The organism is Herbiconiux sp. A18JL235, assembly GCF_040939305.1.
Classification (GTDB): Bacteria; Actinomycetota; Actinomycetes; order Actinomycetales; family Microbacteriaceae; genus Herbiconiux.
On record NZ_CP162511.1, the window covers coordinates 666,920 to 692,410 of the forward strand.

The 25,491-nt window shown below is 70.2% G+C and carries 23 protein-coding genes; 10 read left to right on the plus strand and 13 right to left on the minus strand.

The window, feature by feature from the left end; genetic code table 11:
* Positions 1-21: 21 nt before the first annotated feature.
* The 6 genes from ABFY20_RS03060 to ABFY20_RS03085 form a co-directional block, all read right to left on the minus strand.
* Entirely contained in the window at positions 22-957 is a 936-nt protein-coding gene (locus ABFY20_RS03060) for a PrsW family intramembrane metalloprotease (protein ID WP_368498483.1), read from the minus strand.
* Positions 954-1,562: a hypothetical protein gene (locus tag ABFY20_RS03065; protein ID WP_368498484.1), complete on the minus strand. Its 609-nt coding sequence runs from the start codon at positions 1,560-1,562 to the stop codon at positions 954-956. The genes ABFY20_RS03060 and ABFY20_RS03065 overlap by 4 nt, the downstream gene beginning before the upstream one ends.
* Positions 1,559-2,560 (minus strand): lysostaphin resistance A-like protein, encoded by a 1,002-nt coding sequence (locus ABFY20_RS03070; protein ID WP_368498485.1) that lies wholly within the window; start codon positions 2,558-2,560, stop codon positions 1,559-1,561. The genes ABFY20_RS03065 and ABFY20_RS03070 overlap by 4 nt, the downstream gene beginning before the upstream one ends.
* 84 nt (positions 2,561-2,644) lie before the next feature.
* The gene (locus ABFY20_RS03075; RefSeq protein WP_368498486.1) at positions 2,645-2,896 is read right to left on the minus strand and encodes a hypothetical protein; all 252 of its coding nucleotides are present in this window, start codon (positions 2,894-2,896) and stop codon (positions 2,645-2,647) included.
* A 15-nt stretch (positions 2,897-2,911) separates the two neighbouring features.
* Positions 2,912-3,934, minus strand: coding sequence for an NAD-dependent epimerase/dehydratase family protein (locus tag ABFY20_RS03080; protein WP_368498487.1), 1,023 nt, complete (start codon positions 3,932-3,934; stop codon positions 2,912-2,914).
* 154 nt (positions 3,935-4,088) lie between these two features.
* Positions 4,089-4,799, minus strand: coding sequence for a DUF998 domain-containing protein (locus tag ABFY20_RS03085; RefSeq protein ID WP_368498488.1), 711 nt, complete (start codon positions 4,797-4,799; stop codon positions 4,089-4,091).
* Between the two features lie 101 nt (positions 4,800-4,900).
* On the opposite strand from ABFY20_RS03085, the gene ABFY20_RS03090 reads away from it, so the two are divergent.
* The 3 genes from ABFY20_RS03090 to ABFY20_RS03100 are packed head-to-tail and all read left to right on the plus strand — an operon-like array spanning position 4,901 to position 6,961.
* Entirely contained in the window at positions 4,901-5,551 is a 651-nt protein-coding gene (locus ABFY20_RS03090) for a TetR/AcrR family transcriptional regulator (RefSeq protein ID WP_368498489.1), read from the plus strand.
* Positions 5,552-5,561: 10 nt separating this feature from the next.
* Complete coding sequence (locus tag ABFY20_RS03095) at positions 5,562-6,377, plus strand: MBL fold metallo-hydrolase (protein ID WP_368498490.1); 816 nt, start codon at positions 5,562-5,564, stop codon at positions 6,375-6,377.
* Positions 6,374-6,961, plus strand: a complete 588-nt coding sequence (locus ABFY20_RS03100) for an HhH-GPD-type base excision DNA repair protein (RefSeq protein ID WP_368498491.1) — start codon at positions 6,374-6,376, stop codon at positions 6,959-6,961. The genes ABFY20_RS03095 and ABFY20_RS03100 overlap by 4 nt, the downstream gene beginning before the upstream one ends.
* On the opposite strand, the gene ABFY20_RS03105 is transcribed toward ABFY20_RS03100, so the two are convergent.
* The gene (locus tag ABFY20_RS03105; RefSeq protein ID WP_368498492.1) at positions 6,859-7,557 is read right to left on the minus strand and encodes a YitT family protein; all 699 of its coding nucleotides are present in this window, start codon (positions 7,555-7,557) and stop codon (positions 6,859-6,861) included. The two genes, ABFY20_RS03100 and ABFY20_RS03105, sit on opposite strands and share 103 nt — an antisense overlap.
* Positions 7,558-7,619: 62 nt before the next feature.
* Here ABFY20_RS03105 and ABFY20_RS03110 point away from each other — a divergent pair, with 62 nt between their 5' ends.
* Entirely contained in the window at positions 7,620-9,089 is a 1,470-nt protein-coding gene (locus tag ABFY20_RS03110; protein WP_368498493.1) for a PLP-dependent aminotransferase family protein, read from the plus strand.
* 121 nt (positions 9,090-9,210) lie between these two features.
* Positions 9,211-9,717, plus strand: a complete 507-nt coding sequence (locus ABFY20_RS03115; protein WP_368498494.1) for a PaaI family thioesterase — start codon at positions 9,211-9,213, stop codon at positions 9,715-9,717.
* 29 nt (positions 9,718-9,746) lie between these two features.
* Here the strand turns inward: ABFY20_RS03115 and ABFY20_RS03120 are convergent, their stop codons facing one another.
* A complete protein-coding gene (locus ABFY20_RS03120; protein WP_368498495.1) occupies positions 9,747-10,292 on the minus strand; it encodes a Dps family protein in 546 nt (181 codons plus the stop codon).
* Between the two features lie 119 nt (positions 10,293-10,411).
* Positions 10,412-11,545 (minus strand): AI-2E family transporter, encoded by a 1,134-nt coding sequence (locus ABFY20_RS03125; protein ID WP_368498496.1) that lies wholly within the window; start codon positions 11,543-11,545, stop codon positions 10,412-10,414.
* A gap of 118 nt (positions 11,546-11,663) precedes the next feature.
* Between ABFY20_RS03125 and ABFY20_RS03130 the strand changes: the two genes are divergently transcribed.
* Positions 11,664-12,017: an ATP-dependent DNA ligase gene (locus tag ABFY20_RS03130; RefSeq protein WP_368498497.1), complete on the plus strand. Its 354-nt coding sequence runs from the start codon at positions 11,664-11,666 to the stop codon at positions 12,015-12,017.
* A gap of 41 nt (positions 12,018-12,058) precedes the next feature.
* Here the strand turns inward: ABFY20_RS03130 and ABFY20_RS03135 are convergent, their stop codons facing one another.
* Together ABFY20_RS03135 and ABFY20_RS03140 are read right to left on the minus strand one after the other, a co-directional pair.
* On the minus strand, positions 12,059-12,259 hold the full coding sequence (locus ABFY20_RS03135; protein WP_368498498.1) for a hypothetical protein: 201 nt from the start codon (positions 12,257-12,259) through the stop codon (positions 12,059-12,061).
* Between the two features lie 90 nt (positions 12,260-12,349).
* A complete protein-coding gene (locus ABFY20_RS03140) occupies positions 12,350-14,575 on the minus strand; it encodes a cell wall-binding repeat-containing protein (protein ID WP_368498499.1) in 2,226 nt (741 codons plus the stop codon).
* 129 nt (positions 14,576-14,704) lie between these two features.
* Here ABFY20_RS03140 and ABFY20_RS03145 point away from each other — a divergent pair, with 129 nt between their 5' ends.
* Positions 14,705-18,037 (plus strand): efflux RND transporter permease subunit, encoded by a 3,333-nt coding sequence (locus ABFY20_RS03145; RefSeq protein ID WP_368499856.1) that lies wholly within the window; start codon positions 14,705-14,707, stop codon positions 18,035-18,037.
* A gap of 144 nt (positions 18,038-18,181) precedes the next feature.
* Positions 18,182-21,643, plus strand: a complete 3,462-nt coding sequence (locus tag ABFY20_RS03150) for a S8 family serine peptidase (protein ID WP_368498500.1) — start codon at positions 18,182-18,184, stop codon at positions 21,641-21,643.
* A gap of 79 nt (positions 21,644-21,722) precedes the next feature.
* On the opposite strand, the gene ABFY20_RS03155 is transcribed toward ABFY20_RS03150, so the two are convergent.
* Positions 21,723-22,145 carry a DUF1304 domain-containing protein gene (locus ABFY20_RS03155; protein WP_368498501.1) on the minus strand — a complete coding sequence of 141 codons (423 nt, stop codon included), beginning with the start codon at positions 22,143-22,145 and terminating at the stop codon, positions 21,723-21,725.
* A gap of 79 nt (positions 22,146-22,224) precedes the next feature.
* Here ABFY20_RS03155 and ABFY20_RS03160 point away from each other — a divergent pair, with 79 nt between their 5' ends.
* Positions 22,225-23,142 (plus strand): NAD-dependent epimerase/dehydratase family protein, encoded by a 918-nt coding sequence (locus tag ABFY20_RS03160; protein WP_368498502.1) that lies wholly within the window; start codon positions 22,225-22,227, stop codon positions 23,140-23,142.
* Here the strand turns inward: ABFY20_RS03160 and ABFY20_RS03165 are convergent.
* The gene (locus ABFY20_RS03165) at positions 23,139-24,737 is read right to left on the minus strand and encodes an amino acid permease (RefSeq protein WP_368498503.1); all 1,599 of its coding nucleotides are present in this window, start codon (positions 24,735-24,737) and stop codon (positions 23,139-23,141) included. The genes ABFY20_RS03160 and ABFY20_RS03165 overlap by 4 nt on opposite strands.
* Before the next feature lie 118 nt (positions 24,738-24,855).
* Here ABFY20_RS03165 and ABFY20_RS03170 point away from each other — a divergent pair, with 118 nt between their 5' ends.
* Complete coding sequence (locus ABFY20_RS03170; RefSeq protein ID WP_368498504.1) at positions 24,856-25,440, plus strand: TetR/AcrR family transcriptional regulator; 585 nt, start codon at positions 24,856-24,858, stop codon at positions 25,438-25,440.
* The last annotated feature ends 51 nt before the right edge of the window (positions 25,441-25,491 follow it).

The window sequence follows — 25,491 nt, forward strand, 5'->3', positions numbered from 1 at the left end:
GTCGGCCCCGTGGGTGCGACGCTACTCCGAGACGGTGTCTCCCGCCCGGGCAGCCCGGTCGGCGGCGGGTACGAGGCCGCGTTCGCGCACCCGGCGGCGCGCCCGCACGAGCAGCACCGCGGCGATCACGACCAGGGCGGCCGCGATGATCGCCGGCGGGACGACGTTCGCCGGCGAGGCGAGGCCCCACTCCGCGTCCCACAGCAGATGGGCGGCGAGCACGGTCACGAGCGACGCCGCGAACACGAGCACCCCGCGCCCCGTGCGTCGGCGCTGGTGGCCGACGATAAGCGCCGCCAGCCCGAACCCGGCGATCCCCGCGTAGAGCGAGTGCGACCCCACGCCGAGCGCGCCGCGCACGAGCAGACTCTGCGTCACCGCCTCCCACACCGGAAAGTCGGCGGCGACGGCGTCGCTCGACGCGGTGAGGGCGTAGGTGACGTTCTCGACCGTCAGGAAGCCGATGCCCACCGCCGCGCCGAGCACGAGACCGTCGATCGGGTCGCGCACCCAGCGCCGCCCCACCCCGATGAGGGCGAGCACCCCGAGCAGCTTGACGCCCTCCTCGATGATCGGTGCCGAGAGGATGAGGCCGCTCGCCAGACCGAGCTTCGCCCCGATCGCGTCGATCTGCTCGTTGAGGAACCCGGAGAGGAAGACGCAGAGCCCGCCGCCCCAGGCCACCGCGGTGACCAAGAGGATGCGCGGCCTGCCGAGGGAACGCAACGGGTCGACGGCCCGCAGCAGCAGGAACAGCAGGCCCCCCAGCACCACCTGGGCCAGCACGGCGGCGATCGTCACCACCGGATCGGCGACGAAGCTCGGGAGGCGGTACCAGAGCAGGGCGACGACGCCCGCGAGCGTGAGCGGGACGAGCAGCCAGCTCATCGGCTGGGCGAGGCGCCAGACCGGGTTCCACCACGGTGTGCGGGTGTCGAGCTCGGATGCGGTGCTCATGCCGCCGCCTTTGCCGTCACGCTGCCGAGCAGCCTCTCGACCGCGGCCCAGCTGCCGCCGGGTGGCGTGCCCTGAGCGGTCACCACGACGGCCATCGTCGTGCCGGGCACCACGGCGACTCCCACGACGCCGCCGTCGCCGCTGGTTCCCCAGAGGCGCTCGCCCGTCGCGCCGGTCGTGGCGTCGGCCGGTGCCTCGGTCGACGGGTCGACCGGGCCGAGCACGAGGCCCGCGTCGTCGGTCGAGAGCGCAGCCGAGAGCGTCGCCCGGGCCGACGTGCCCGCGGGCACGAACCTCGCCTCGATCGTCGCCGAGTCGTCGGGGGCGTTGAACACCTGGCGGTCGCTGTCGAGCTCCGACTCCCGGTAGAACCACCCGCCGGGCGCGCGGTACTCCACCCCAGCAGTGCCGTCGGGCGGATCATACGAGATGGTGGCGCCGTCGGCGGGGATGTCGTGCACACGGGGGTCGACGATCGCCGCGTTCACCGCGAAAGGCGCACCCACCACGAGCGCGAAGGCCAGCGTGAAGACAAGGGCGAGCAGGGCGCCCGGATGCTCGAGCCGCCGGGTGCGGACGGTGGGCTGGGGTGGTCGGTCGATCATGGCCTCGTCATCTCTGTGTCCGTGCTGGTGCTGGTGCTGGTGCTGGTGCTGGTGCGCGCATCCGGTGTTCTCGGGAGACCCCGGGAACCGCGACCGCGGCGGTACGCGGTGGCGGCGATCGCTGTGAGCACCAGAAGCGCCGCGATGTCGACGAGGCTGCCCTCTGCGCCGTAGTCGCCGCCGCTGACGAGGGTCGATGCGCCGGGCGTGGGGTTCACGACGAAGACGGAGTTCGGAACCTCGGTTCCCGACACCGAGACGCCGAAGAGGCTGCCCTGCGCCCAGTTCCAGGTGGCGTGGTAGGCGATGAGACCCCAGAGTGAGCGCTCGGTGAGCACCCAGAACACGGCGAGCACCGAGTAGAGGGTCATGTCGACCAGTGGGAGGATGCTGAACTCGTCGGAGAGGGAGTGCGCCACCGTGAAGTAGAGGGCCGAGACGATCACGGCGCCGACGACGCCGGTGCGCGGGTACCAGACCTGCACGAGGTAGCCGCGGGCGACGATCTCCTCGGCGCCGCTCTGCACCGCGAAGGCGAGGAGGGCGAGCGCAGCCCAGCCGAGCGCCTGCGCGTGCACGAGCGAGCCGGCGGGGGTGGCGACGAAGACGAGGTTGCCGGTCGCGACGCCGACCACGAGGTACACGCCCATCTGGGCGAGCGCGACTCCGGCCCCGCGGGCGATGCGCCCGCCAGCGCTCGACCGCTCGCGGAACCCGATGCTCGCGAAGGCGCGTCGCTCCTTGAACCGCAGCCACGCCCACAGCAGCAGCCATGCGACGAGGAACGCGGGGGCGAGGGCGACGATGCCGCCCTGCTCGAGCAGCTCCGCCGGCAGCACGAACCGCAGCACCGGCCCGAGCTGGAAGATCGCCACGGTCACCGCGACGGCGACCACCGTGCCGAGCGCGATCCCCGTCGGCCGCCGCGCCTCCGCCATGGCGCGCGCGAACCCGGCGTCGCCGTCGCCCGGCCGCCCCACCCCTCCGCGCGTCCCCACGGCGCCGAGCCTATCCGCACCCCATCCCGAGCCCCCGCCGAGTGTGAGGTAGGCGCAATCCGGCGGCGCGGCAGCGGGTCGGGGTCAGCCGGCGGCGATGGCGGCGCCGGCGGCGGCGCCCATGGTGGCGTAGAGCCCGGCGTTGGCGTTCAGGCCCTGAGCGTGGAAGGTGCCGTCGGGGGTGAACCAGGCTTCGAGGCCGTCGGGATCGAACGGCTCGTTCAGCTTCTTCAGGTGCGACGCCGCATCCTTCAGGTAGTAGCGCAGCTCGCCGCCGACGGTGCGCTTCTCGGTGTGCTGCGACGCCTCGAGCTGGTCATGCGTGGGTTGAGTCATGGTGACGAGTCTCCCTCACCGGTGCAGCGACGGCGAGGCCCCCACGCCACGGTTCGATGCGAACGCCTCGACGATCGCGCGCAACGCCTCGGTCGACGACACCGCCGGCACCCAGTCGAGCTCGGATCGGGCACGATCGGTCGACATGAGGGGTACCGAGGTGGCGATGTCGATCCAACCCGGGTCGGTGGCCTGCACCCGCAGCCGCCAGCTGACGTCGACCACGGCACGCAGCACCTGCCGACGCAGCGGAACCGTGCGCGGCACCCCGAGCGCTTCCGCAACCTGCTCGGGGCCGAGCACGGGCTCGGCGGCGAGGTTGAACGCGCCGCCCGCTCGGCGCTCGATCGCCCGCCAGAACGCGTCGGCGACGTCGTCGGCGTGCACCGCCTGCGACACCAGCGACGTCGGCAGCGGCAGCACCGGCAGGTGCCGCAGCAGCCCGAGCAGGGGCACCGGCACGAGCGGCCCGGCGAACAGTCGCGCGATCTCGCGCGCGGCGTCGGGCTGGAAGACAAGTCCAGGACGCATGCGGGTCACCACGACCGACGGATGCGCGGCCTCGAACGCGTCCATCTCCCGTTCGTTGATCGCCTTGTGCCTGCCGTAGTGCGAGGTCTGGATGCCGCCCGTCGGCCACCGCTCGTCGACGCGCCGCGACTTCGGGCCGAAGCTGTAGGCGCCGACCGACGACGCCACCACCACCTGCGGAACACCGGCGACCGCGACCGCCTCGAGCACCGCGCGCGTTCCCGCCACGTTGGTGCGCGCCATCGCGCCCTCGTCGTGGTTCGGCTGCAGCGCCCACCCGAGGTGCACCACCGCATCCGCCCCACCGAAGACGGCTGCGAGCCGGGCGTCAGCCCCCGACTCCCCGATGTCGAGGCGGTGCCACTCGGCTGCCAGGTCGTAGGGACCCGCCGACCGGTCGGGCACCCGCCGCGACACCCCCACCACCTCGACTCCGGCCTCGGCGCCGAGACGCCTCAGCAGCGCCGTTCCCAGGTTGCCGGATGCCCCGACGATCACGACCTTCATGACGCACCATCCCTGCGGCCCGCAGTTCGGACCCTCGCTGCGCCCAGTGTCCCCCTACCTCCACCGACCCGCCCGTCGACGGAGCACACCGGGAGGGTTCGCGCAGGTGCGGGGACTCAGCGTCGGGCGTGCACCTCAGCGTCGGGCGTGCACCTCAGCGTCGGGCGTACAACGGATGCGGCACAGCCCGATAGGCGGCGACGCTCGCGAGCGCCAGCCAGAGCCAGGCGACGGCCACCGCGAGCCACAGCAGTGCGACCCCGGCGGGTCCGTTCGACAACGCGCCGCCGGCCGCGAACGCCACGATGACGACCACCCCCGCGACACGGGACAGCGCACCGGCGGCCGGCGACACCGTGCGCGCCGCCCACGACCCCGCGACGATGGCCGCGACCCCGAGGCCGACGAAGCCGAGCCCGCCGAAGGCCAGGTGCAGGAGCCCCGACACCGAGAACGACCCGCCCCCGCCGGCGCCGGGCGGGAACGAGGCGGTCGCGCCGGGCGGGAACACCGCGCTCAGCACCAGGCACGCCCCGTAGACGCCGACCAGCACGGCTGCCACCCGCGACCAGGCGGGTGTGCGGGCGAGGCCGATCGCCGCTACCAGCGTCATCACCCCCGCGAGCGCGAGGTTGAGCATCTGCAGCCACCCGCCGTCGCCGAGCATGAGCAGGCTGAGGGCATCGCGACCGAGGTCGAATCCCTGCCGGGTGAGGGCGAGGATGAGGCCGAAGACCAGGTAGAACGGCCCCGCGACGGCGCCCCAGCCGAGCATCGACCGGGTGACGGCGGCCGCCTTGTCGAGCTCAGGAGCATCGGGGGCGGGGTCGGCGGGGTCGGCGGGGTCGGCGGGGGCTGCGCTCATGGTGATCCTCCGGGTGGTCCAGGGCCGGTCGGGTGCCGGGGGTGACGACACGCACTGCACCCGTGAGTGCATTACTGCACGGGTGAGTGCATGATGGCATCGTGGACGACCGCACCGCAACCCATCCGACCCCTCGCCTCGACCCCAGGCAGGTGCGCTCCCGCGCCCTCATCCTCGACGCCGCGACCGAGCACTTCCTCCGTCACGGCTACCTGGCCGGCAACATCGACGTGCTGGCCGCCGAGGCCGGGGTCGCCAAGCGCACCGTGTACAACCTGTTCGAGAGCAAGGACGAGCTGTTCCGCGCCGCGGTCGGGCGTGCCATTGCCACGGCGGAGTCGTTCGTCGCCGAGCACGTGGAGGTGCTCGAGACGCCCGGCGCGACCTTCGCGGCGGACTTCGACGACTTCGCCGTCGCCCACGCCCGGGCCGTGCTGACCCCTCGTGTGCTCGCCACCCGGCGCATGCTGATCGGCGAGTCGGCACGCTTCCCCGAGCTTGCCGTCGAGTACGTCGAGCGCGTGCCCGGCCGCGTCATCGCGGCGATCGCCTCGATGCTCGGGCGTCTCGCCGACGAGGGGCACCTGCAGGTGCCCGACCCGCAGCTCGCCGCCGAGCACTTCGCGTATCTGGTGCTGGGCGCGACCCTCGATCGCGCGCTGTTCGACCCCGCCGTGCTCGACCCCGCCCGCATCGACGCGAAGGCCCTCGCGGGCGCGCGGGCCTTCCGCTCGGTCTACGCGCCGCGGTAGAACGGAACCCATGACGGTCTGGACCTGCGCGATCGAGCATCCCGACACCGACGAGCCCCCGGCGGTCTGCGAGATCTGCACCGACGAGCGGCAGTGGGTGCCCGAGGGTGGGCAGCGCTGGACGACCCGCGACGAGCTCGCCGCCGACGGGTACCGCATCACGCTCACCGAGCTCGAACCGGGGCTGCACGCCGTCGAGACCGACCACCGGCTCGGGATCGGCCAGCGCGGCCTCCTCGTGCAGACGGGCGGCGGCAACCTGCTCTGGGAGCCGCCCGGCTTCCTCGACGACCAGGGAGTGGCGGCGGTGCGAGCCCTCGGCGGGGTCGCCGCCGTCGCGTCGAGCCACCCGCACCTCACCGGTTCGTCGATCCAGTGGGCTCACGCCTTCGGCGCCACGGTGTGGGTCGCCGCCCCCGACGAGCGCTGGGTGCGCAGGCCCGACCCGGCCATCAGGCTCTGGCACGACGAATTCGAACCCGTGCCAGGGGTGCGGCTCGTGCGCTGCGGCGGCCACTTCCCGGGCAGCGCCGTCGCGCACTGGGCAGCGGGCGCCGAGGGCCGGGGGGTGCTGTTCACGGGCGACACCGTCACCATCGGAGCCGATCGCGCCTCGGTGGGGATCATGCGCAGCTACCCCAACTACATCCCGATGCCCGCCCGGGTGACCAGGCGCATCCGTGACACCCTGCTGCAGCTCGAGTTCGACCGCCTCTACAGCCTGTTCGCGAGCATCCCGGCCGACGCCCGCGCCATCGTCGATCGCAGCCTCACGCGAGCCGCCCTCTGGGCCGAAGGCGATCCTGCCACCACAATGGACACATGACCGCGAAGCTCCACATCACCGGGAACGCCGACGCCGACGAGCTGCTCTCGACCGACCCGCTCGCCCTGCTGGTGGGCATGCTGCTCGACCAGCAGATCGCCATGGAGACCGCGTTCGAGGGCCCGAAGAAGATCGCCGACCGCATCCGCGGCCCGTTCGACGCCGAGAACCTCGCCTCCTACGATCCGGATGCACTGGTCGAGGTGTTCAGGCAGACCCCCGCGGTGCACCGCTACCCGGGGTCGATGGCCGCGCGTGTGCAGGCGCTCTGCGCCGAGCTGGTCGCGAACTGGGGCGGCGACGCCTCGGCGCTCTGGACGGAGGGCGACCCCGACGGAAAGACCCTCCTCAGGCGCCTCGAGAGTCTGCCCGGGTACGGCGCGCAGAAGGCGCGCATCTTCGTCGCCCTGCTCGGCAAGCAGTACGGCGTGACGCCCGAGGGCTGGCGCGCCGCCGCGGGTGCCTACGGCGAGGAGGGCTCCTACCGCTCGGTCGCCGACATCGTCGACGCCGACTCGCTCACCCGCGTACGCGAGACCAAGCGCGAGGCGAAGGCAGCGGCGAAGGCGCGCGCCGCCGGCTGAGTCTCGCGCTTCCCTGTCACCCCGAACAGCCGCAGCGTGACGCCGCACAGCGGCCCGATGAGCACCGCGAACAGCACCGTGCCCACCCCCACGTTCCCGCCGAGCAGCCAGCCCACGACGAGCACGGAGCCCTCCACCAGCGCGCGACCGCGCCAGATGGGCCACCCGAGCCGGGAGTGGATCCCCGTCATGAGTCCGTCGCGCGGCCCCGGCCCCATCCTCGCGCCGATGTAGATGCCGCTCGCGACGGCGAGCAGCAGCAGGCCCGCCGCGAAGAGCAGCGCCTGCTGCCACAGCTCGCTCACGGTCGGCAGCAACCAGAGCCCGAGCTCGATCGAGGGTCCGATGAGGAGCACGTTGAGCACGGTGCCGAGGCCCGGTCGTTGTCGCAGCGGGATCCAGAACGCCAGTACGCACAGCCCGACGATGTTCGTGAGCAGACCGATGCCGAGACCCGTCACGTTCGACAGCCCCTGGGCGAAAACGGTCCACGGCGCGACGCCGATGGCGGCACGGATGATGAGGGCGTCTGCGAAGCCGTAGAGCACCAGGCCCACGACGAGCTGGGGGATGCGGAGGGCGAGCCGGTGCGTCATGTCGCCAATCCAATTTCACGATTGGCTTCAAATCAAGCGGCCAATATCGCTAGAGTGGCGTCATGGCTGACGCGCGAATCGGAACCCGGGCTCTCATGGCACTCCTCGGCGACTGGCGTGTCTCGTCGGCCGGGCCGTCGTACCTCGCCCTGTTCGATCGCATCCGGTTGCTGGTGCTCGACGGGCGCATCCCCACCGACACCCGCCTTCCGGCCGAACGCGACTTCGCCCAGGCCCTCGGTGTGAGCCGCACCATGGTGTCGGCCGCATACCGCGAGCTGCGCGACGCCGGTTACACCACGAGCCTCCGCGGCTCAGGAAGCGTCACGCGGCTGCCCGGTCGCGCCCCGGTGAGCGGGCAGGAGGCTCCCGGCGACTTCATCGACTTCGCGAAGGCGACCTCGGCGAGCTACCCGGGCCTGTTCGCCGCCACCCAGGCCGCGATGGAACGTTACGCCGCCGAGCTCGGCGGCACCGGCATCGACCCGTTCGGCTCGATGGTGCTGCGCGAGGCGGTAGCCGCCCGCTACACGGCCCGCGGCCTGCCCACGAGCGTCGACCAGGTGATGATCACCATCGGCGCCCAGCACGCGATCTTCCTGCTCGCCCGCACGCTCATGGCCCGGGGCGACCGGGCGGTCGTCGAGCTGCCGAGCTACCCCCATGCGTACGAGGCGCTGCGGATGGCCGGGGCGCGGCTGGTTCCCGTCACCGTCGCGGCCGCGGGCAGCGGCCAGGAGCCCGACGAGCTGCACGGGTGGGACGCCGCCGGCCTCTCGCAGGCCTTCGCTCGTACCAGTCCCGCGCTGGCCTACCTCATGCCCGACTTCCACAACCCGACCGGCGAGTCCATGCCCGCTGAACTGCGGGCGCGGGTGCTGCACGATGCCGCCCGGCAGGGTTCCCTCGTCATCGCCGACGAGACCACCGCCGAGATGGACATCGACCGGCCGGGCGAGTACCTGCCCTTCGCCGCCTACGGCGACGAGTCGACAGCCGACTCGGCGATCCTCGTGGGTTCGGTGGGCAAGACCGTGTGGGCAGGCCTCCGGGTGGGGTGGATCAGGGCCACCCCCGCGATCATCCGCAAGCTCGCTGCTCAGCGCTTCGCCGGCGACCTCGGCACACCCGTGCTCGAGCAGCTCGTCGTCGCCGAGCTGCTGCGCGACTTCGAACCCGTCATCCGCCTGCGCTCCGAGCAGCTGCGCACCGGGCGCGACGAACTCGAGCGCCTGCTCGCGCTCCATCTTCCCGAGTGGAAGGTGCCACGGGTGAACGGGGGACTCGCCGTGTGGGCGAATCTCGGGGCCCCGCTGAGCTCACAGCTCGCCCTCGCCGCGCGCAGCCACGGCCTTCTCATCACGGCCGGGCCGCGCTTCGGAATAGATGGCGCGTTCGAGCGGTTCCTCCGCATCCCCATCGGCTACGGCAACCCCGAACTGGTGCGGGGCGTCGAGGCGCTCGCCGCCGCCTGGCGCACGGTGACCACGGGCCCCGTCGCACCGAGCGACCTCATCGCCGACGTGGTCTGAGCGCGGGTTCGAGACCGCGATCCGAGGTGACGGGAACCACCTCACCGCAGGTGCCGCCCGGCATCCGGCCGACGTCGCGGGCGACGAGCCACCCCGGTCACCGCGGGCGTAGCCTGAGGGAATGAGCGAAGACGCCGTGCACCGCAGCCGCCTCGTCGAGTGGGACGACCCCGTCGCCGGCGCTCGTCAGGGCGCCACCATGGCGGGCATCGACTACCTCGGGGCGCTTGCGCGGGGCGAGATCTCGGCTCCGCCGATGGCCAAGCTCATGGGGATGACACTCACGGAAGTCTCAGAAGGGCGTGCCGTGTTCCGGTGCACGCCGGACGAGTCGCACTACAACACGATCGGCACGGTGCACGGCGGTCTTGTCTGCACCCTTCTCGACTCGGCAGTCGGATGCGCGGTGCAGACGACTCTCGCCGCCGGTCTCGGCTACACCTCGATCGAACTCAAGGTGAGCTACCTGCGCCCTCTGCATCGGCACTCGGGCGAGATCGTCTGCGTAGGCACCGTGGTGAAGCCGGGGCGCAGGGTGGCGTTCGCCGAAGGGGTGGTGACCGACGCATCCGGAGCCGTCATCGCCACAGCGAGCAGTTCCCTGCTGGTGTTCCCCGTGGAGGCCTGAGGCCCCACGGGGAACGACCGTCGCCCGCGCTACTTCGAGCGGGAGGGCTTGCGGTTCTCGGCGCTGACCATCCAGGCGTGCTGTTCGAGTCGCTCGATGATGGCGTGCAGCACGTCGGCACTCGTGGGGTCGGCCTCGTCGACGTCGTCGTGGACCTCGCGGATCGTCCCCACCGCCGCCTCGAGGCGTGCGGTGATGAGGTCGACCGTCTCGGCGGTGTCGATCTCGCCGTTCGGGTACTCGGGCAGCGTCGTCGTCGCTGCGACCGTGTCGCTCCGGCCGTCGGGAACCGCGTGCAAGGCGCGCAGGCGCTCGGCCACGGTGTCGCTGAACTCGCGGGCGTCGTCGATGATCTCGTCGAGGTGCAGGTGGAGGTCGCGGAAGTTCTTGCCCACCACGTTCCAGTGCGCCTGCTTGCCCTGGATGTGCAGTTCGACCAGGTCGACCAGCACGCGCTGCAGCGACTCGGTGAGCACCTTCGGGGCGACGAAGCCGCGCTCGGCGTTCTGGCGGCGGGTGGACTTCGCGCCGCCGTCGCTCGGAACCTCGACGTGACGTTCGATTGTGGAGGTCATGGATGCATCCTTTCGTCGGTGCTCGTCGTTCTCGCGCTCGACCGTACGCCTCGCCACCGACGCCGCAAGGGGCTTGCGCCGAAGCTGGGAACGACGTGGATGCGCGGGGGGCCTGCGCCTCAGACCTTCGCGTCCTGCTTCGGGAAGACGACCTTCTGCACGATGATGATCGCCGACGCAGCGATGGGGATGGCCACCAGGGCCCCCAGCACGGAGCCGAGCGTGCCGCCCGCGATGGCGGCGATCACGACGATCGACCCCGGCACGGCGACCGCGCGGTTCATGATGCGCGGGCTCAGGAAGTAGGCCTCCACCTGCATGTAGACGAGGTAGTAGATGGCGGCGACGAGGGCCGTCAGGGGTGAGGCGAACAGGCACACCAGGGTGATGATGATCGCGCCGCTCAGGGTGCCGACGAGGGGGATGAGGGAGGCGAGGAACGCCACGAACGCGAACAGGGCGGGGAGGGGGGCGCCGATGATGGTGAGGAAGATGAGGCTGAGGATGCCGTTGATGGCGGCGAGTCCGATCTGCCCCACCACGTAGCGACCCACCGCGCCGGTGACGTCGTCGGTGAGCGAGGCGAAGGAGGCGCGCTTGTTGGCGGGCACGAAGCGGTAGGTCATCCGCTTCATGCCGCGGAGCGAGGCGAGGAAGTAGAGGGTGAGGATGAGGACGATCACTGCGCCTGTGGCGCCGGTGGCGATTCCCGAACCCACCGCGAGGAGCCCCCCGCCCAGTGTGAGCAGATTGTTCGGGTCTTGGATGAACGCTGTCGCGTCTTGCACGGCCTTGTCGATGTCGACGAAGTTCCCGATCTGGCTCTGGAGGCCGGTGACGAAGTCGCTCTTGGCGAAGCTGTCGACGATCTGCGGGAACTGGGTGATGAAGTTGGTGGCCTGGTCGACGATGAGGGGGATGACCGCGAACAGGAGGCCGCCGAACACCAGGATGACTGCCGCGAAGACGATGACGATGGCGAGTCCCCGCTTCATGCGCCGTTCGAGCCAGGACACCAGGGGGTCGAGGCCGAGGGCGAGGAACAGGGCGACGCCGATGTAGATGAGCACGGTGCTCAGCTGCTGAACGATGCCGCCGATGAGGATGGCGAGGAGGACGCCCAACCCACCGACGAGGCCGATGCGGAAGGCGTTCACCCGCACGGCGGGAACGCTTCGCTCTCCACCCAGCTGGAGGTCTGATCCGGGCTGTGTGACCTGTGATTCCGGCTCACCTGACTTCTTGCCGAACACGGCGCACCTTCTTCCGGTCTGTCGCGGATTCGGGCTGTCCCGATCTGAGGGCAACACTAGCCCTGGGAGCGTTTGCGCGCCCGCCGTGGCTTAATGGAGCGTCGAGAGGATTCGATCCATGGGAAAACTGCTGTACGGCTCGTCGGGCATCGAGATCGAGTTCGATGATCGCACGCTCACGCATCTGCAGATCGTGATCGCAGCGAAGCTGCGGCGCAAGGAGAGCTTCTTCTTCTCCTGGAAAGACGACCCCGCCATCGGCGACGGTCGCTCGAGCATCTGGCTCGACGCCAGCATTCCCCTGTATTTCAAGTTCGCCGGGGGGAGGGTGCCGTCGATCAACCGCGAGTGGCTCGACATTCTCACGGCGTCGTCGAACGGGAGCGGCGGCCTGCAGTTCACCGATGAACCCGGCCCGAGCGGTGCTCCCCAGACCAACGGCAGCACCCCCGGGCCCGCCACCGTTCGCTGACGGGTGCGGCACGAGTGGTGCTGCCGATGAGTGGTGACGTGTCAGAGAGACGCTTCGAGCGCTGACTGTGCTTCGTCGAGGCTCCGATAGGTGCCGAGGCTGCGCCCGGTACGGGTGGTGACCACGAAGCCGTGGGTCCACTTCTCCGTGACGATGCCGACCGGATGCTCGTCGGCGGATGCGACCCAGAGTCCCCGCTGAGCGCTGCGCCACGAGATGGGCGCGATGAGTGTGTCTGCCATGGTTCTCCTTTGAACGCGACCCTCGCATCTTAGTTCCCACGTCTGAACTTTCACCGGCTTGACAAGGTCTCCTTTCGGGGGGTTGCGCATTCAGTCGCCCAGGTCGTAGACGTAGCTGCCGAGGATGTCGACGATCTGGTCGGAGACGGTGTCTGGCCCACCGAGAACGTAGACCGCGCTGGGCCGGAGCCGGTCGAGGGCCTCGCCGATGTCGATCGGGATCAAGTCTTTCTGCACCAGCAGCACGGGTGCGCCGGCGGCGATGGCCGCCGCCGACCCTGTGAGGGCGTCGGGGAACGTCTCGCCCGAGGCGATGTAGACGGCGCCTCCGGTGTTCTCGACGAAGGCGTCGTCGGCGACGGCGGCGGAGGTCTCGTAGCGGTCGGCTCCGCTCACCCGCACGGTGTCGGCGATGTCGCCGAGCTCAAGGGCCACCGTCTCTCCCACGGTGTCGGTGCCGCCGAGGATGACGATCTTCTCGGGGTCGAGCGCGATGATCTCGTCTCGCACGCTCGCGGGGAGCTCGTCTTTCTTCGTCAACAGCACGGGCGAGTCTTTTCCGGCGGCCGCGGCACCGCTGAGTGCGTCGGGCGCCTTCTCGCCGGAGGCGACGTACACCGTGGTCGCGGTGCCAAAGCTGTCGGCGGCGACCGCTGCCGACACCTCGTAGCGATCGGCTCCGCCGATCCGCTCCACGGTGCGCCCTTCGGCAGCGACCGCCGCCTCGACGCCGACACTCACGCTGGCCGTGCCGCCGAGTATCACGACGCGATCGGGCGCGAGCCTGTCGATCTCGGCCTGCACGCTCGCCGGCACCCCGTCCTTCTCCACGAGCAGCACCGGCCCGCCGGCCTCTCCAGCCGCCGGCGCCCCACTCAGCGCATCCGGATAGTTCGCCCCCGCCGCCAGGTACACCGTCCCGGCCCCTTCGGGAAACGCCCCCTCCGACACCTTCACCGCCGTCTCATACCGATCCGCCCCCGCCGCCCGAACCGCCGTCCCCGTCGCCCCCAGATTCCGCAGGAAGTAGTGCGAAGACCAGTGCAGGTTGCCGCGTGGGTACGAATCGGGGGTGAGGTTGGTCGCTCCGCCTGCCCAGGCAACGAACTGACCATTCGCCGAAACGGACGGGTGGTGGGAGAGCCCATCGCCCGAGTCGGGAAGTCGATTGGAGCTGGCGACCCGGAAGTGCCCCGTCGTGCGGTCGTTCACGAAGACTTGGCAGGCGTTCGTCGTGGGAGGGCATCCGACGCTGCGGTACGCCACGACGGAGCCGTCGCCGGAGATCGCGGGGTCGACCCCTTGCTCCGGTACACCCCCGCGCGAGCTTGTGAGGGTGGTGGTTCCAGCGCTGCGATCGCGGGTGAAGATGTAGGACCCTGGTGCGGCCGGTGCACCTGGCAGATTGTCCGCTGCGCTGGTGAACGTGACGGTCGAGCCATCTGCAGAGATGGCCGGGTCGGACGAGTCCGCGTTACCGGGCCCGGTGCCGGTGGCATCAGTGGAGATGAGATCGATGCGACCGGTCGCGCTGTCGAAGAGGTACACCTGGCGATGCCCGTTGGCCGGCAGCGGCGTGTGCTGTTCAGTCGATGTGAAGGCGACGTAACGGCCGTCGCCGGAGATCGCGGGTTCGCTCGCTTCGACCATCGGGTCGAAACCCACCAGCGAGATGTCACCGGAGGCATCCACCCGATAGACGCGGCTGCGCGCACCTTCGAAGGCCTCGCCCGCCATGACGTCGGTCGCAGGCGTGCTGAACACGATGGCATTGCCCGACCCGGAGATGTCGACGGCGGAGATGCCGGCATCGATGTAGTCGCCGCCGTGGAGGACGCTCTTGACGACTGACGTGCTGAGCCCGGTTATGCCCGACCACACCATGACTTTGAAGGGGCGCACGAAGGCCACAAGCATGCCGTCGTCGGAGATGGACGGGAAGGACGCCCCTGGAGCGGCGACCTTCGTGGTGTTCGTCGCGGTGTCGCGGATGTAGAGCGAGGGCTGCACCTCGCGATCTGCCACATACGGAGCTAGAAGGTCTTGTGCCGATGATGCGAAGGCGACGTACCGGCCGTCGCCGCTGACGCTCGGAGCCTCATAGCTTTCGTTGTTCGTGGAAGCCACTCCCGGGACCGATGAGACGTCGACGAGTTGGGTTGTGCCGGGGGTGGGTGGGGCGGCGTGGGCGGTGGGGAGGGCGCTGGTGGCGAGGAGGGCGCCGGTGACGAGGCCGACGGAGAGCAACGCGATGGTGCGTCGCGAGAGGGGGCGCGGCTCGCGCCGGGTCGTATCGGGGCTCGAGTTCCGGGTCATGGAATGAGGATAGCTCGTAACTGATGATTTGTCATCATGTTGTCCACAGGATGACCGAGCTACAGCATCCGGTCGGATGAGATAGCTAAGATGCTTGAACACAGCCGAATACCCTCAGGAGACGTTCTCGTGCACTTCCTCGCCGTGGTCAGCATGAAGAACCGGGCGCTCATCGCGCTCGTCACGATCGTGGTGGCGGTGTTCGGCTCGCTCGCGCTGACGAGTCTGAAGCAGGAGCTCATCCCGTCGATCGAGTTCCCGCAGCTCGCGGTGCTCACCACCTACCCCGGTGCCAGCCCCGAGGTGGTGAACGACGATGTGTCGACGCCGATCGAGGCCGCCATCCAGGGCGTCGAGGGCATCGAGACGACGAGCGCCACGAGCAGCACGAACCTGTCGATCATCTCCGCCACCTTCACCTACGGCACGAATCTCGCGACGGCCGAGCAGAAGATGACGCAGGCCATCAACCGCATCAAGTCGACCCTGCCCGAAGACCTCGACCCGCAGGTGCTGAGCGGCAGCATCAACGACCTGCCCATCATCTCGGTGGCCGTGTCGAACTCCGACTCCGACACCAAGGCCCTCGCGCAGCAGCTCGAGACCACGGCCGTACCGCAGCTCGAAGACGTGGAGGGGGTGCGGGCCGCCGAGATCCTCGGGCAGATCGGGCAGCGCGTCACCATCACGCCGCGCGTCGCCGACCTCGCCATCGCCGGGGTGAGTGCCACCGACATCACGGATGCGGTGAAGAACAACGGCCAGCTCATTCCGGCCGGCACCCTCACCGAGGGCGGTCAGAGCTACGCCGTGCAGGCGGGCAAGAAGCTCACCTCGACCGACGACATCGCCGCGCTGCCGCTGCCTGCGGTCAAGGCCGACGGCACCCCGGTCACCATCGGCGAGGTCGCGACGGTGGCCCTCGTCGACGACCCCGTCACCTCCATCTCGCGCGTCAACGGCGAGAACGCCCTCACCCTGTCGGTCACGAAGCTGCCCGACGCGAACACGGTCGAGGTGTCGCGCGGAGTGCAGGCCCTGCTCCCCGACCTCGAGGCCGCCATCCCCGGTGCGACCTTCACGGTCGTGTTCGACCAGGCCCCCTTCATCGAGCAGTCCATCGAGTCGCTGGCCACAGAAGGTCTGCTCGGTCTGCTGTTCGCCGTCATCGTCGTGTTCGTCTTCCTGCTCTCCGTCAGGTCGACGCTCGTCACCGCGATCAGCATCCCCACCTCGGTGCTCATCACCTTCATCGGCCTGCAGGCCGCCGACTACACGCTCAACATCATCACCCTCGGCGCCCTCACCATCGCCATCGGCCGTGTCGTCGACGACTCGATCGTCGTGATCGAGAACATCAAGCGCCATCTCTCCACGCTCACCGGCACCACCCTTCCTCCACGCGAAGCGGCTGCCGCCCGCGCCGCGCTCATCGTGGAGGCGGTGCGCGAGGTCGGCGGCGCCATCACAGCCTCCACCATCACCACGGTCGCCGTCTTCCTCCCGCTCGCCTTCGTGGGCGACACCACCGGCGAGCTGTTCCGCCCCTTCGCGCTCACCGTGACGATCGCCCTTCTCGCCTCGCTGCTGGTCGCGCTCACCATCGTCCCCGTGCTGGCGTACTGGTTCGTGCGCCCGCCGAAGGAGAAGAAGGTCGCGAAGCGGGAGGTCGCCGCGCCGACGGATGCGGGGGTCGCCCCCTCAGGCTCGGCCACCGCATCCGCCCACACGGCCGAGCACGCCGGCCCCCTGCTCCCCGAAGACGCCGCCGTCGCCGAGCTCGCCTCCTCGCCGGGGGTCGATGCCGGCGCCGTCGCCGTGGCCACCGCCCCGCCCCGCCGCGCCCGCCCGGGCTCGCACAGAGCCGATGTGCCCGACGAGCCGCCGACTGCCCTCCAGCGCGGCTACCTCCCGATCATCCGCTGGACCCTCCGTCACTCGGTGATCACCATCGCCATCGCGGGCGTCGTGCTGCTCGGCACCTTCCCCCTGCTCGGTCTCATGAAGACGAACTTCCTCGGCTCGAGCGGGCAGAACACCCTCACCGTCACCCAGACCGTGCCCGTCGGGGCGAGCCTCGACGCGCAGTCGGCTCAGGCCTCCGAGGTCGAGACGGCGCTCCGCGGTATCGACGGCATCGAGACCGTGCAGCTCACCATCGGCTCGAGCGGTTCCTCGCTCCGCGACGCCTTCGTGGGTGGCGGCGACAGCGCCATCACCTACAACATCACCACCGACGAGGGGGCTGACCAGGAGGCCCTCCAGAGCGAGGTGCGCACGGCGCTCGAGGCCATCCCCGATGCCGGCGAGATCTCCATCTCCTCTTCGTCGGGCTTCGGCGCCTCCTCCGACATCGCCATCGACGTCACCGCCCCCACCCAGACCGATCTGGCGACGGCGGCGGATGCGGTGCTCAGCTCCATGCAGGGCCTCGACGCCGTGAAGCAGGCGTCGAGCAACCTCAGCGAGTCGCGCCCCTACGTGCAGGTGGCCGTCGACCGCGGCAAGGCGGCGCAGGCCGGGCTCAACGAGGTGGCTGTCGGCGCGCTCGTGTCGCAGGCGATGCAGCCCACCACGGTGGGCACCATCGTCATCGACGACACGAACTACACCATCTACCTCGTCTCGGAAGACCCGCCCACCACCGAGGAGGAGCTCGCCGCCTTGGCCGTGCCCACGGTCGCGGGCCCGGTGCGCCTCGACTCGCTCGCCACCGTCGGCGTCGTCGACGGCCCGGCGACGATCACCACGGTGAAGGGTGTGCGCACGGCGACGGTCTCGGTCACGCCGAACAGCGACGACCTCGGTACCGCCAGCGCCGAGGTGCAGCAGGCGCTCGCCGACGTCGAGCTCCCGCCGGGCGCCTCGGCCGAGATCGGCGGTGTGGTGACCGACCAGTCCGACGCCTTCGGTCAGCTCGGCATCGCCGTGCTCGTCGCCATCATCATCGTCTACGTGGTGATGGTCGCGACGTTCAAGAGCCTGCTGCAACCCCTCATGCTCCTGCTGTCGATCCCGTTCGCCGCCACCGGAGCCGTTGCCCTGCAGGTCATCTCGGGCATCCCGCTCGGCGTCGCCTCGATCATCGGCGTGCTCATGCTGGTCGGCATCGTCGTGACCAATGCGATCGTGCTGGTCGACCTGGTGAACCAGTATCGGGGGCGCGGTCTCAGAGTCGCCGAGGCCCTGGTCGAGGGGGCCTCGCGACGTCTGCGGCCCATTCTCATGACGGCTCTCGCCACGATCTTCGCGCTGCTGCCCATGGCGGTGGGCCTCACCGGCCACGGCGGGTTCATCTCGCAGCCGCTCGCCATCATCGTCATCGGTGGTCTGGTGTCATCGACGGTGCTCACGCTCATCGTGCTGCCGGTGCTCTACAACCTCGTCGAGGGCTTCCGCGAACGCGTCCGCGACCGTCGTGAACAGCGTGCCCGCGACAGGATCGCCGCCGGCGGTGCTTGATCGGCACCGAGCCCGGCCGGTGCACAGCACCTCGGAGTCCCCCGAGTGGGGGGTGGATAGTAAACGCTCGACAACCAAAAGTGAAGACTGCCGTTCCGTCGGAATTCTCCGCATAATCGGATGACATTCTCATCGAATCCACATGTGGATCCGATTCCCCTGACGAGAAAGCAGCCCTACGTGCGCCGTGCCCCTCTGAGATCGTCGTCCTTCACCGCACCGAAACGAGGGCCGGCCGGCCGAAGGGGCGGGGTCGCTGCGGCGGTCGCCGTCGTCGCCGGCGTCGTGGCCGCAGGCACCTTCGCGTTCCTGCCCGCCTCCGCCGCCCCGGGCGGCTCGGTCGTGAAGCCGCCGGCGGGCCCCTCGAGCCCCGTCTCCTATTCCGACGGAACCTACATCGTCACTCTCGTCGCGGCCCCCGCAGCGACTTTCACCGGCGACGCGCAGCTCGCGAAGACCGCCCCCGAGGGCGGGCGTCAGCTCGACGCCGCGGCCCCGGCGGTCGAAGCCTACGCAGCCCGGCTGCAGAGCCAGCAGGATGCTGTGGCCGCGTCGGTGGGAGCATCCGTCGACTACAGCTACACCCTCACCCTCAACGGCTTCTCGGCCCGGCTCACCGGCGCCCAGGCAGCCGAGCTCGCGACCCACAAAGACGTCGCGGCCGTCACCAAGTCGGAGGTGCTGCAGCTCGATCGGGCCACCGCCCCCGAGCCCGCCGCAACCGACGCGACGGATGCTGCAGCCGAGGCCCCCGTCACGACGGCAGACCTCACCCCTTTTCCCGACACCGGTCAGGTCGCCTCGACCGACTTCCTCGGCTTGACCGGTGACGACGGCCTCTGGTCGGAGCTCGGCGGAATCGCGTCGGCGGGAGCCGGCATCGTGGTCGGTGACCTCGACTCGGGCATCGCTCCCGAGAACCCGTCGTTCGCGGGCGACGAGCTCGGCACCACCGCCGGCGCCGACCCCTACCTCGCCGACGGCCGCATCGTGTTCGAGAAGAGCGACGGCCAGACCTACTCCGGCACCTGCCAGCCCGGCTTCGACGCCGACCAGCAGTGGACCGGCGACGAGTGCAACACCAAGCTGATCGGTGCGAACTGGTTCCTCCCGACCGCGCTCTACGACCTGGTGGGCACCCCCGACCGCCCCGAGTACCTGTCGCCCCGCGACGGTGACGGGCACGGCTCGCACACCACCTCGACCGCGGCGGGCAACGCCGACGTCGCCGCCACCATCGGCGACTACGACTTCGGCGACATCTCGGGCGTGGCCCCGGCCGCCAAGGTCGCCCAGTACAAGGTGTGCTGGAACGGCAACGGCGTCGAGACCGACGACGGCTGCTACACGGAGTCGATCCTCGCGGCCATCGACCAGGCGGTCGCCGACGGCGTCGACGTGATCAACTTCTCCATCGGCGGCGGCTCGGCCACCTCGACCTTCGCGCTCGAAGACCAGGCCTTCCTCGGTGCGGCGGCGGCCGGCGTGTTCGTGGCGGCCTCGGCCGGCAACTCGGGCCCCGACGCCTCCACCCTCGACCACGCCTCGCCCTGGTACGCCACGGTGGCCGCGTCGTCGATCCCCACCTACACGGCGACGGCCGAGCTCGGCGACGGCGAGAAGTTCGCCGGCTCGTCGATCACGGTGCACGAGTCGCTGACCGCCCCGCTGGTGCTCGCCGCCGACGTGGCGAGCGGCACCGGCGACGCGACGATCTGCGAAGACGGCAGCCTCTCGGCGGCCGAGACCGCGGGCAAGGTCGTGGTCTGCGAGGCGGGCGTCACCGCCCGCGTCTCGAAGTCAGCCGAGGTCGCCCGTGCGGGCGGCGTGGGCATGCTGCTGGTGAACCCGTTCCCGAACGCCGACCACGCCGACGACCACCCGGTGCCGTCGATCCAGATCGACTCCGACGCCTACGACGCCATCTACGCCTACGCGGCGACGGCGGGCGCCACGGTCACGCTCGTGCAGGGCAACACCTCGGGTGTCGTGCGCCCCACGCCGCAGGTCGCCGGGTTCTCCTCGCGCGGCCCGGCTGAGGCCGACGGCGCCGACGTGCTGAAGCCCGACATCTCGGCTCCCGGTGTGTCGATCCTCGCCGACGGCCCGAACCAGCAGGGTGAAGACCCGACGTTCCAGTTCGAGTCGGGCACCTCGATGTCGGCGCCCCACGTGGCCGGTCTCGCGGCGCTCTACCTCACCAAGTTCCCGAACGCCTCGGTCTCGACCATCAAGTCGTCGATGATGACCTCGGCCTACGACACGGTGAATCAGGACGGCAGCGCGTCGACCGACGTCTTCGCGCAGGGTGCCGGCCACGTCGACCCGAGCCGGATGCTCGACCCGGGCCTCGTCTACGACAGCGGGGTCGACGACTGGATCGCCTTCCTCCAGGGTGAGGGCTACGTGTTCAGCGAGCCGACCGGCGTCGAGCCGATCGACCCGTCAGACCTCAACCAGGCGTCGATCGCGATCGGATCGCTCGCGGGCATCCAGACCGTCACCCGCACCGTCACCTCGACCGGAGCCGGCGACTACACCGCCGAGCTGTCGATCGACGGCGTCGACACCACCGTCACCCCGTCGACGCTCTCCTTCGACGGCCCGGGCGAGACCGCGAGCTACACCGTCACCTTCGATGTGACGGATGCTCCGCTCGACGAGTTCGCCACCGGGTACCTCACCTGGTCAAGCGAGAACGGCGACGTGCGCAGCCCTGTCGCGGTGCGCCCCGTGGCCATCGCCGCACCGTACGAGGTGACCGGCGAGGGCAACACCGGCAACGTCGACGTTCCGGTGACCCCGGGTGTCGACGGCGAGGTGCCGCTGGCCGTGACGAACCTGGCCGAGGGCGTGCTCGTGGAAGACGAGACCGCATCCGACGGGCACTCGGGAACGCTGCCGACGGGCAAGCAGTTCGTGTCGACCATGACGGTGGAGGAGGGCACGACGTTCGCCCGCTTCGACCTCGACTCGATCGACGACACCGCCGACCTCGACCTCTTCGTCGACCTCATCGACGACGCGGGTGAGCCGGTGAAGCAGTACCTCTCGGCGACCGGTTCGGCCGACGAGCGGGTCGACCTCGAGAACCCGACGCCCGGCACCTACCAGGTGACTGTCGACATCTACGCGGCGCCGTCGGGCCAGTCGGAGGCCACCTTCGACCTGGTCGAGTACGCGCTCGGCGTCGGTGAGAGCAGCACGCTGACGGTGAACCCGACCGCCCTCGCCGCGGTCTCGGGTGAGTCGACGAGCTACGAGGCCTCGTGGGCGTCGCTCGACGGGCCGGCACGGTTCCTCGGGTCGGTGGCCTACGGCGACTCAGGAATCTCGACGCTCGTCGCGGTGACCACCACGCAGGCGGCTCCGACTCCGACGCCGACCGACTCGCCGACCCCGACCGACTCGCCGAGCCCCACGGGCGCGCCGAGCCCGAGCGACCCGGGTAGCTCGGCGACCCCGGCGCCCGGCTCGGGCGCGGGAGGCGGCCTCGCCTCGACGGGCTTCGCCGGTCTCGGGTTCGGAGCGCTCGGCGCCCTGGTGCTCGCCGCCGGAGTGGCCGCGCTGGTGGTGGCTCGACGCCGGGCGGCGCAGAAGGGCTAGCCCCGGGTCGTCACCCCCAGAACGGGCCCGTCCGGCCGCCGTCACGGCACCGGGCGGGCCCGTTCCGCGTGCGGCCGTGTCAGACGGCGAGGGAGATGAGCAGCGCGACGATACCGAGGAGGGGCGGGAGGCCCTGGATGGTGACGGCGCGGAGCTTGTCGCGGCCGGTGGACAGCAGCACCATCGAGGCGGCGAACATCGAGCCGGCGCTGAACAGCGCGAGCGTGAACCCGGCGATCGCCGCCGCCGACCCGCCTCCCACGCCCGCCGAGCCGCCACCGGAGAGCAGCAGCACCACGCCGAGCAGCGCCCCGATCGCGAGGAAGAGGTTGTAGAACCCTTGGTTGTAGGCCAGACCCGCCGTGGTGTCGGCCTCCTCCTGGCTGCGCAGGCCGAACACCTTCCAGGTGGAGGGTGCCCGCCACCTCACGCTCTCCAAGACGAGGATGTAGACGTGGATCAGTCCGGCGATGCCGATGAGGATGGAAGCGGCAATTCCCATGCCGCGAGCCTAGGGTGAGACACGGCGGCAGCGCCATCGCCGCGCTGTCGACATCGATCCCCTCACGAAGGAGTAGCCCATGACCCGTGTCGCCGTCACCGGAGGCAGCGGCAAGCTCGGCCGAGCTGTCGTCGCCGAACTGCTCGCCCACGGCTACGACGTGGTGGTGCTCGACCGGCAGCGAGCGCCGCAGCACGACCCGCGTGCCGCTTTCCTCAGCATCGACCTCACCGACTACGGCCAGGTCGCCGAGGCGCTCACCGCCGTCGACGACCGTTACTCGTCCATCGACGCCGTCGCGCACCTCGCCGCGATACCGGCCCCGGGCATCCTCACCAACTCGGCGACCTTCGCCAACAACGTGCCCTCCAGCTACAACGTCTTCGCCGCCGCGCAGGCAGCCGGCATCGACAACATCGTCTGGGCCTCGAGCGAGACCGTGCTCGGTCTGCCGTTCCTGCAGTCGCCCCCGCCGTCGTTCCCGGTCGACGAGGAGTACACGGTGCGCCCGCAGTCGACCTACTCGCTCGGCAAGGCGCTCGAGGAGGAGATGGCGCGCCACTTCACCCGCTGGAACCCGTCGCTCAAGCTCATCGGCCTCCGCTTCTCGAATGTGATGGAACCGGCCGACTACGCGGCCTTCCCCGCCTTCGCCGACGACCCGGCGAGCCGCGCCTGGAACGCCTGGGGCTACATCGACGCCCGCGACGGCGCTCAGGCCGTGCGTCTCGCCCTCGAGAGCACGCTCACCGGCTTCGAGGCGTTCATCATCGCCTCCGCCGACACGGTGCTCGAGGCTCCCTCGGCCGAGCTCGCCGCCCGCTTCTTCCCCGACGTGCCGTTCACGCGCGACGTCTACGGCACCGAGACGCTGCTCTCCATCGACAAGGCGAAGCGGATGCTCTGGTACAGCCCCCGGCACAGCTGGCGCGACGAGGTGGCCGGCACGCCCGGCGCGAACGAGACGCCCCGCGCGGGCGGCGTCACCACCCCCTAAGGCTTGTCGGACCCGCCCGCCGCGGGCCTCTGCTCCTCCGCCTCGAGCGCCGACCGGTTCGCCACGGTCGGGAACGCCCCCGTGTATCCCGCCCGTGCGGCGGCGATGGCCGTGATGCGGTCGCGGTACACGAACCATCCGACGATGAGCAGCGGCACGATGATGACGAGAGACGCGATGGTGAAGGTTCCCGCCGGGTAGTCGAAGGCCATGAGAACGAGCACCGTGACGAGGAACACCAGCGTGAGGTACGAGGTGAACGGGGCCCCGAACAGCCTGAACTTCGGCCGCGTGTAGAGACCCTGGTCGGCGAGCTTCTTGAACTTGATCTGGCAGAGCACGATGGTGCCCCAGCTCGAGATGATGCCGAGCGCCGAGACGTTCAGCACGATCTCGAACGCCTGGGCGGGAACGACGAAGTTGAGGCCCACGCCGAGCAGCGCGACGGCCGAGGTGAGCAGGATGCCGCCGAACGGCACCCCGCGCTTGTTGATCTTGCCCGTGAACTTCGGTGCGGCGCCCGCGGCCGAGAGCGAGTGCAGGATGCGCCCGGTCGAGTACAGGCCGGCGTTGAGGCTCGACAGCGCGGCGGTGAGCACCACGAAGTTCATGGCGGAGCCCGCGATCGCTGCGACGGTGGGGTTGCCGATGTTCGAGAAGAACGTGACGAAGGGGCTCTCGGTGGCGGAGTAGGTGGAGGCCGGCAGCAACAGGGCCAGGAGGGCGATCGAGCCGCAGTAGAAGACGGCGATGCGGAAGACGACGCTGTTGATGGCTTTCGGCATGATCTTCTCGGGGTTCGCCGTCTCGCCCGCTGCGGTGCCCACGAGCTCGACCCCGGCGTACGCGAACACCACGCCCTGGATCATCACGACCGCCACGACGAGCGTGTTGATGCCGTCGGGGAAGAGACCGCCCTCGTTCACCAGCATCGGGATGCCGGTGACCCCCGCATCCGTCGGGAAGGCGAAGGCGAGGAAGACGACGCCGATGATGAGGAAGGAGACGAGCGCCACCACCTTGATGAGGGCGAACCAGAACTCCATCTCGCCGAACACCTTGACCGAGATCATGTTGGCACCGAGCACGACGGCGAGGGCGATGAGGGCGAGGAGCCACTGCGGTACGTCGGTGAACAGGCTCCAGTACTGCACGTACACCGCCACGGCTGTGGAGTCGACGATGGCGGTCATCGCCCAGTTGAGGAAGTACAGCCAGCCCGAGACGTACGCGGCCTTCTCGCCGTAGAACTCGCGGGCGTAGGAGACGAAGGAGCCCGATGAGGGGCGGTGCAGCACGAGCTCGCCGAGGGCGCGCAGGATGAGGAAGGCGAAGAAGCCGCACACGGCGTAGTCGAAGACGAGCAGCGGGCCCGCCTCGTGAAGCCTGCCGCCGGCGCCGAGGAAGAGGCCGGTGCCGATGGCGCCGCCGATCGCGATCATCTGCAGCTGCCGGGGCTTCAGCGACTTGTGGTAGCCGGCCTGCTCGTCGGAGAAGTCCTCCACGGCCTCGAGCCGGTCGCCGAGGGTCTCCCGCTGGTTCTCACCGCCGGCCGCGCTCTCGGTGCCGTTCGCCCGCTTCTTCTCCCGTGCCATGACGATGACGCTAGTGCAGCGGCGAGCGCAGGGCGGTAGCGGCGCGAAAGCTGGGGGGCTGCTCGGAATCTGACCGATCGTGCAGGCGCTGACCGATCGGTCAGGCTACCCTCGAATCGTGTCCGTCACCCACCCGATCCCGCGCGCGCAGCACGACGTCGCAGCGGAGCTGCGGCAGATCGCCCTGAGCATGTTCGCCGAGCACGGTTACGCCGGCACGAGCCTGCAACAGATCGCCGACGCGGCGGGTTACTCGAAGTCGAGCGTGCTCTACCACTTCCGCTCGAAGGAGGCGCTGTTCGAGGCGGCGCTCGCACCCTCCGTCGCCGAGCTCGCCGGGTTCCTCGAGTCGCTCGTCGAGAAGGTCACCTCGGGCGATCGCAGGGCCGAGTTCACAGCGAACTTCGTCGACCTGCTGCTCGCGCACCGCCTCGCCGCGCACATCATCATCAACCAGGGGCAGACCCTTTCCGACGTCCCGATCATCGACGAGGCGCGCGGCGTCATCGACCGCATCGGGGAGTCGTTCATGCTCGGTCTGCCCACCACCAAGCAGCGCATCCGTCTCGGCGTCGCCCTCGCCGGCGCCGCCTACATCCTGGTGGCCTCGAGCCCCGGCCTCACGGCCGCCGAAGACGTCGACGAGGTCAGGGAAGCCCTCATCGACGTCGTCGGCGAACTCATCACGCCGCTGTCGGGCTGACACCCCGCATCCGAGCACCCGCACGACCGCACATCCGCACGACCGAGCATC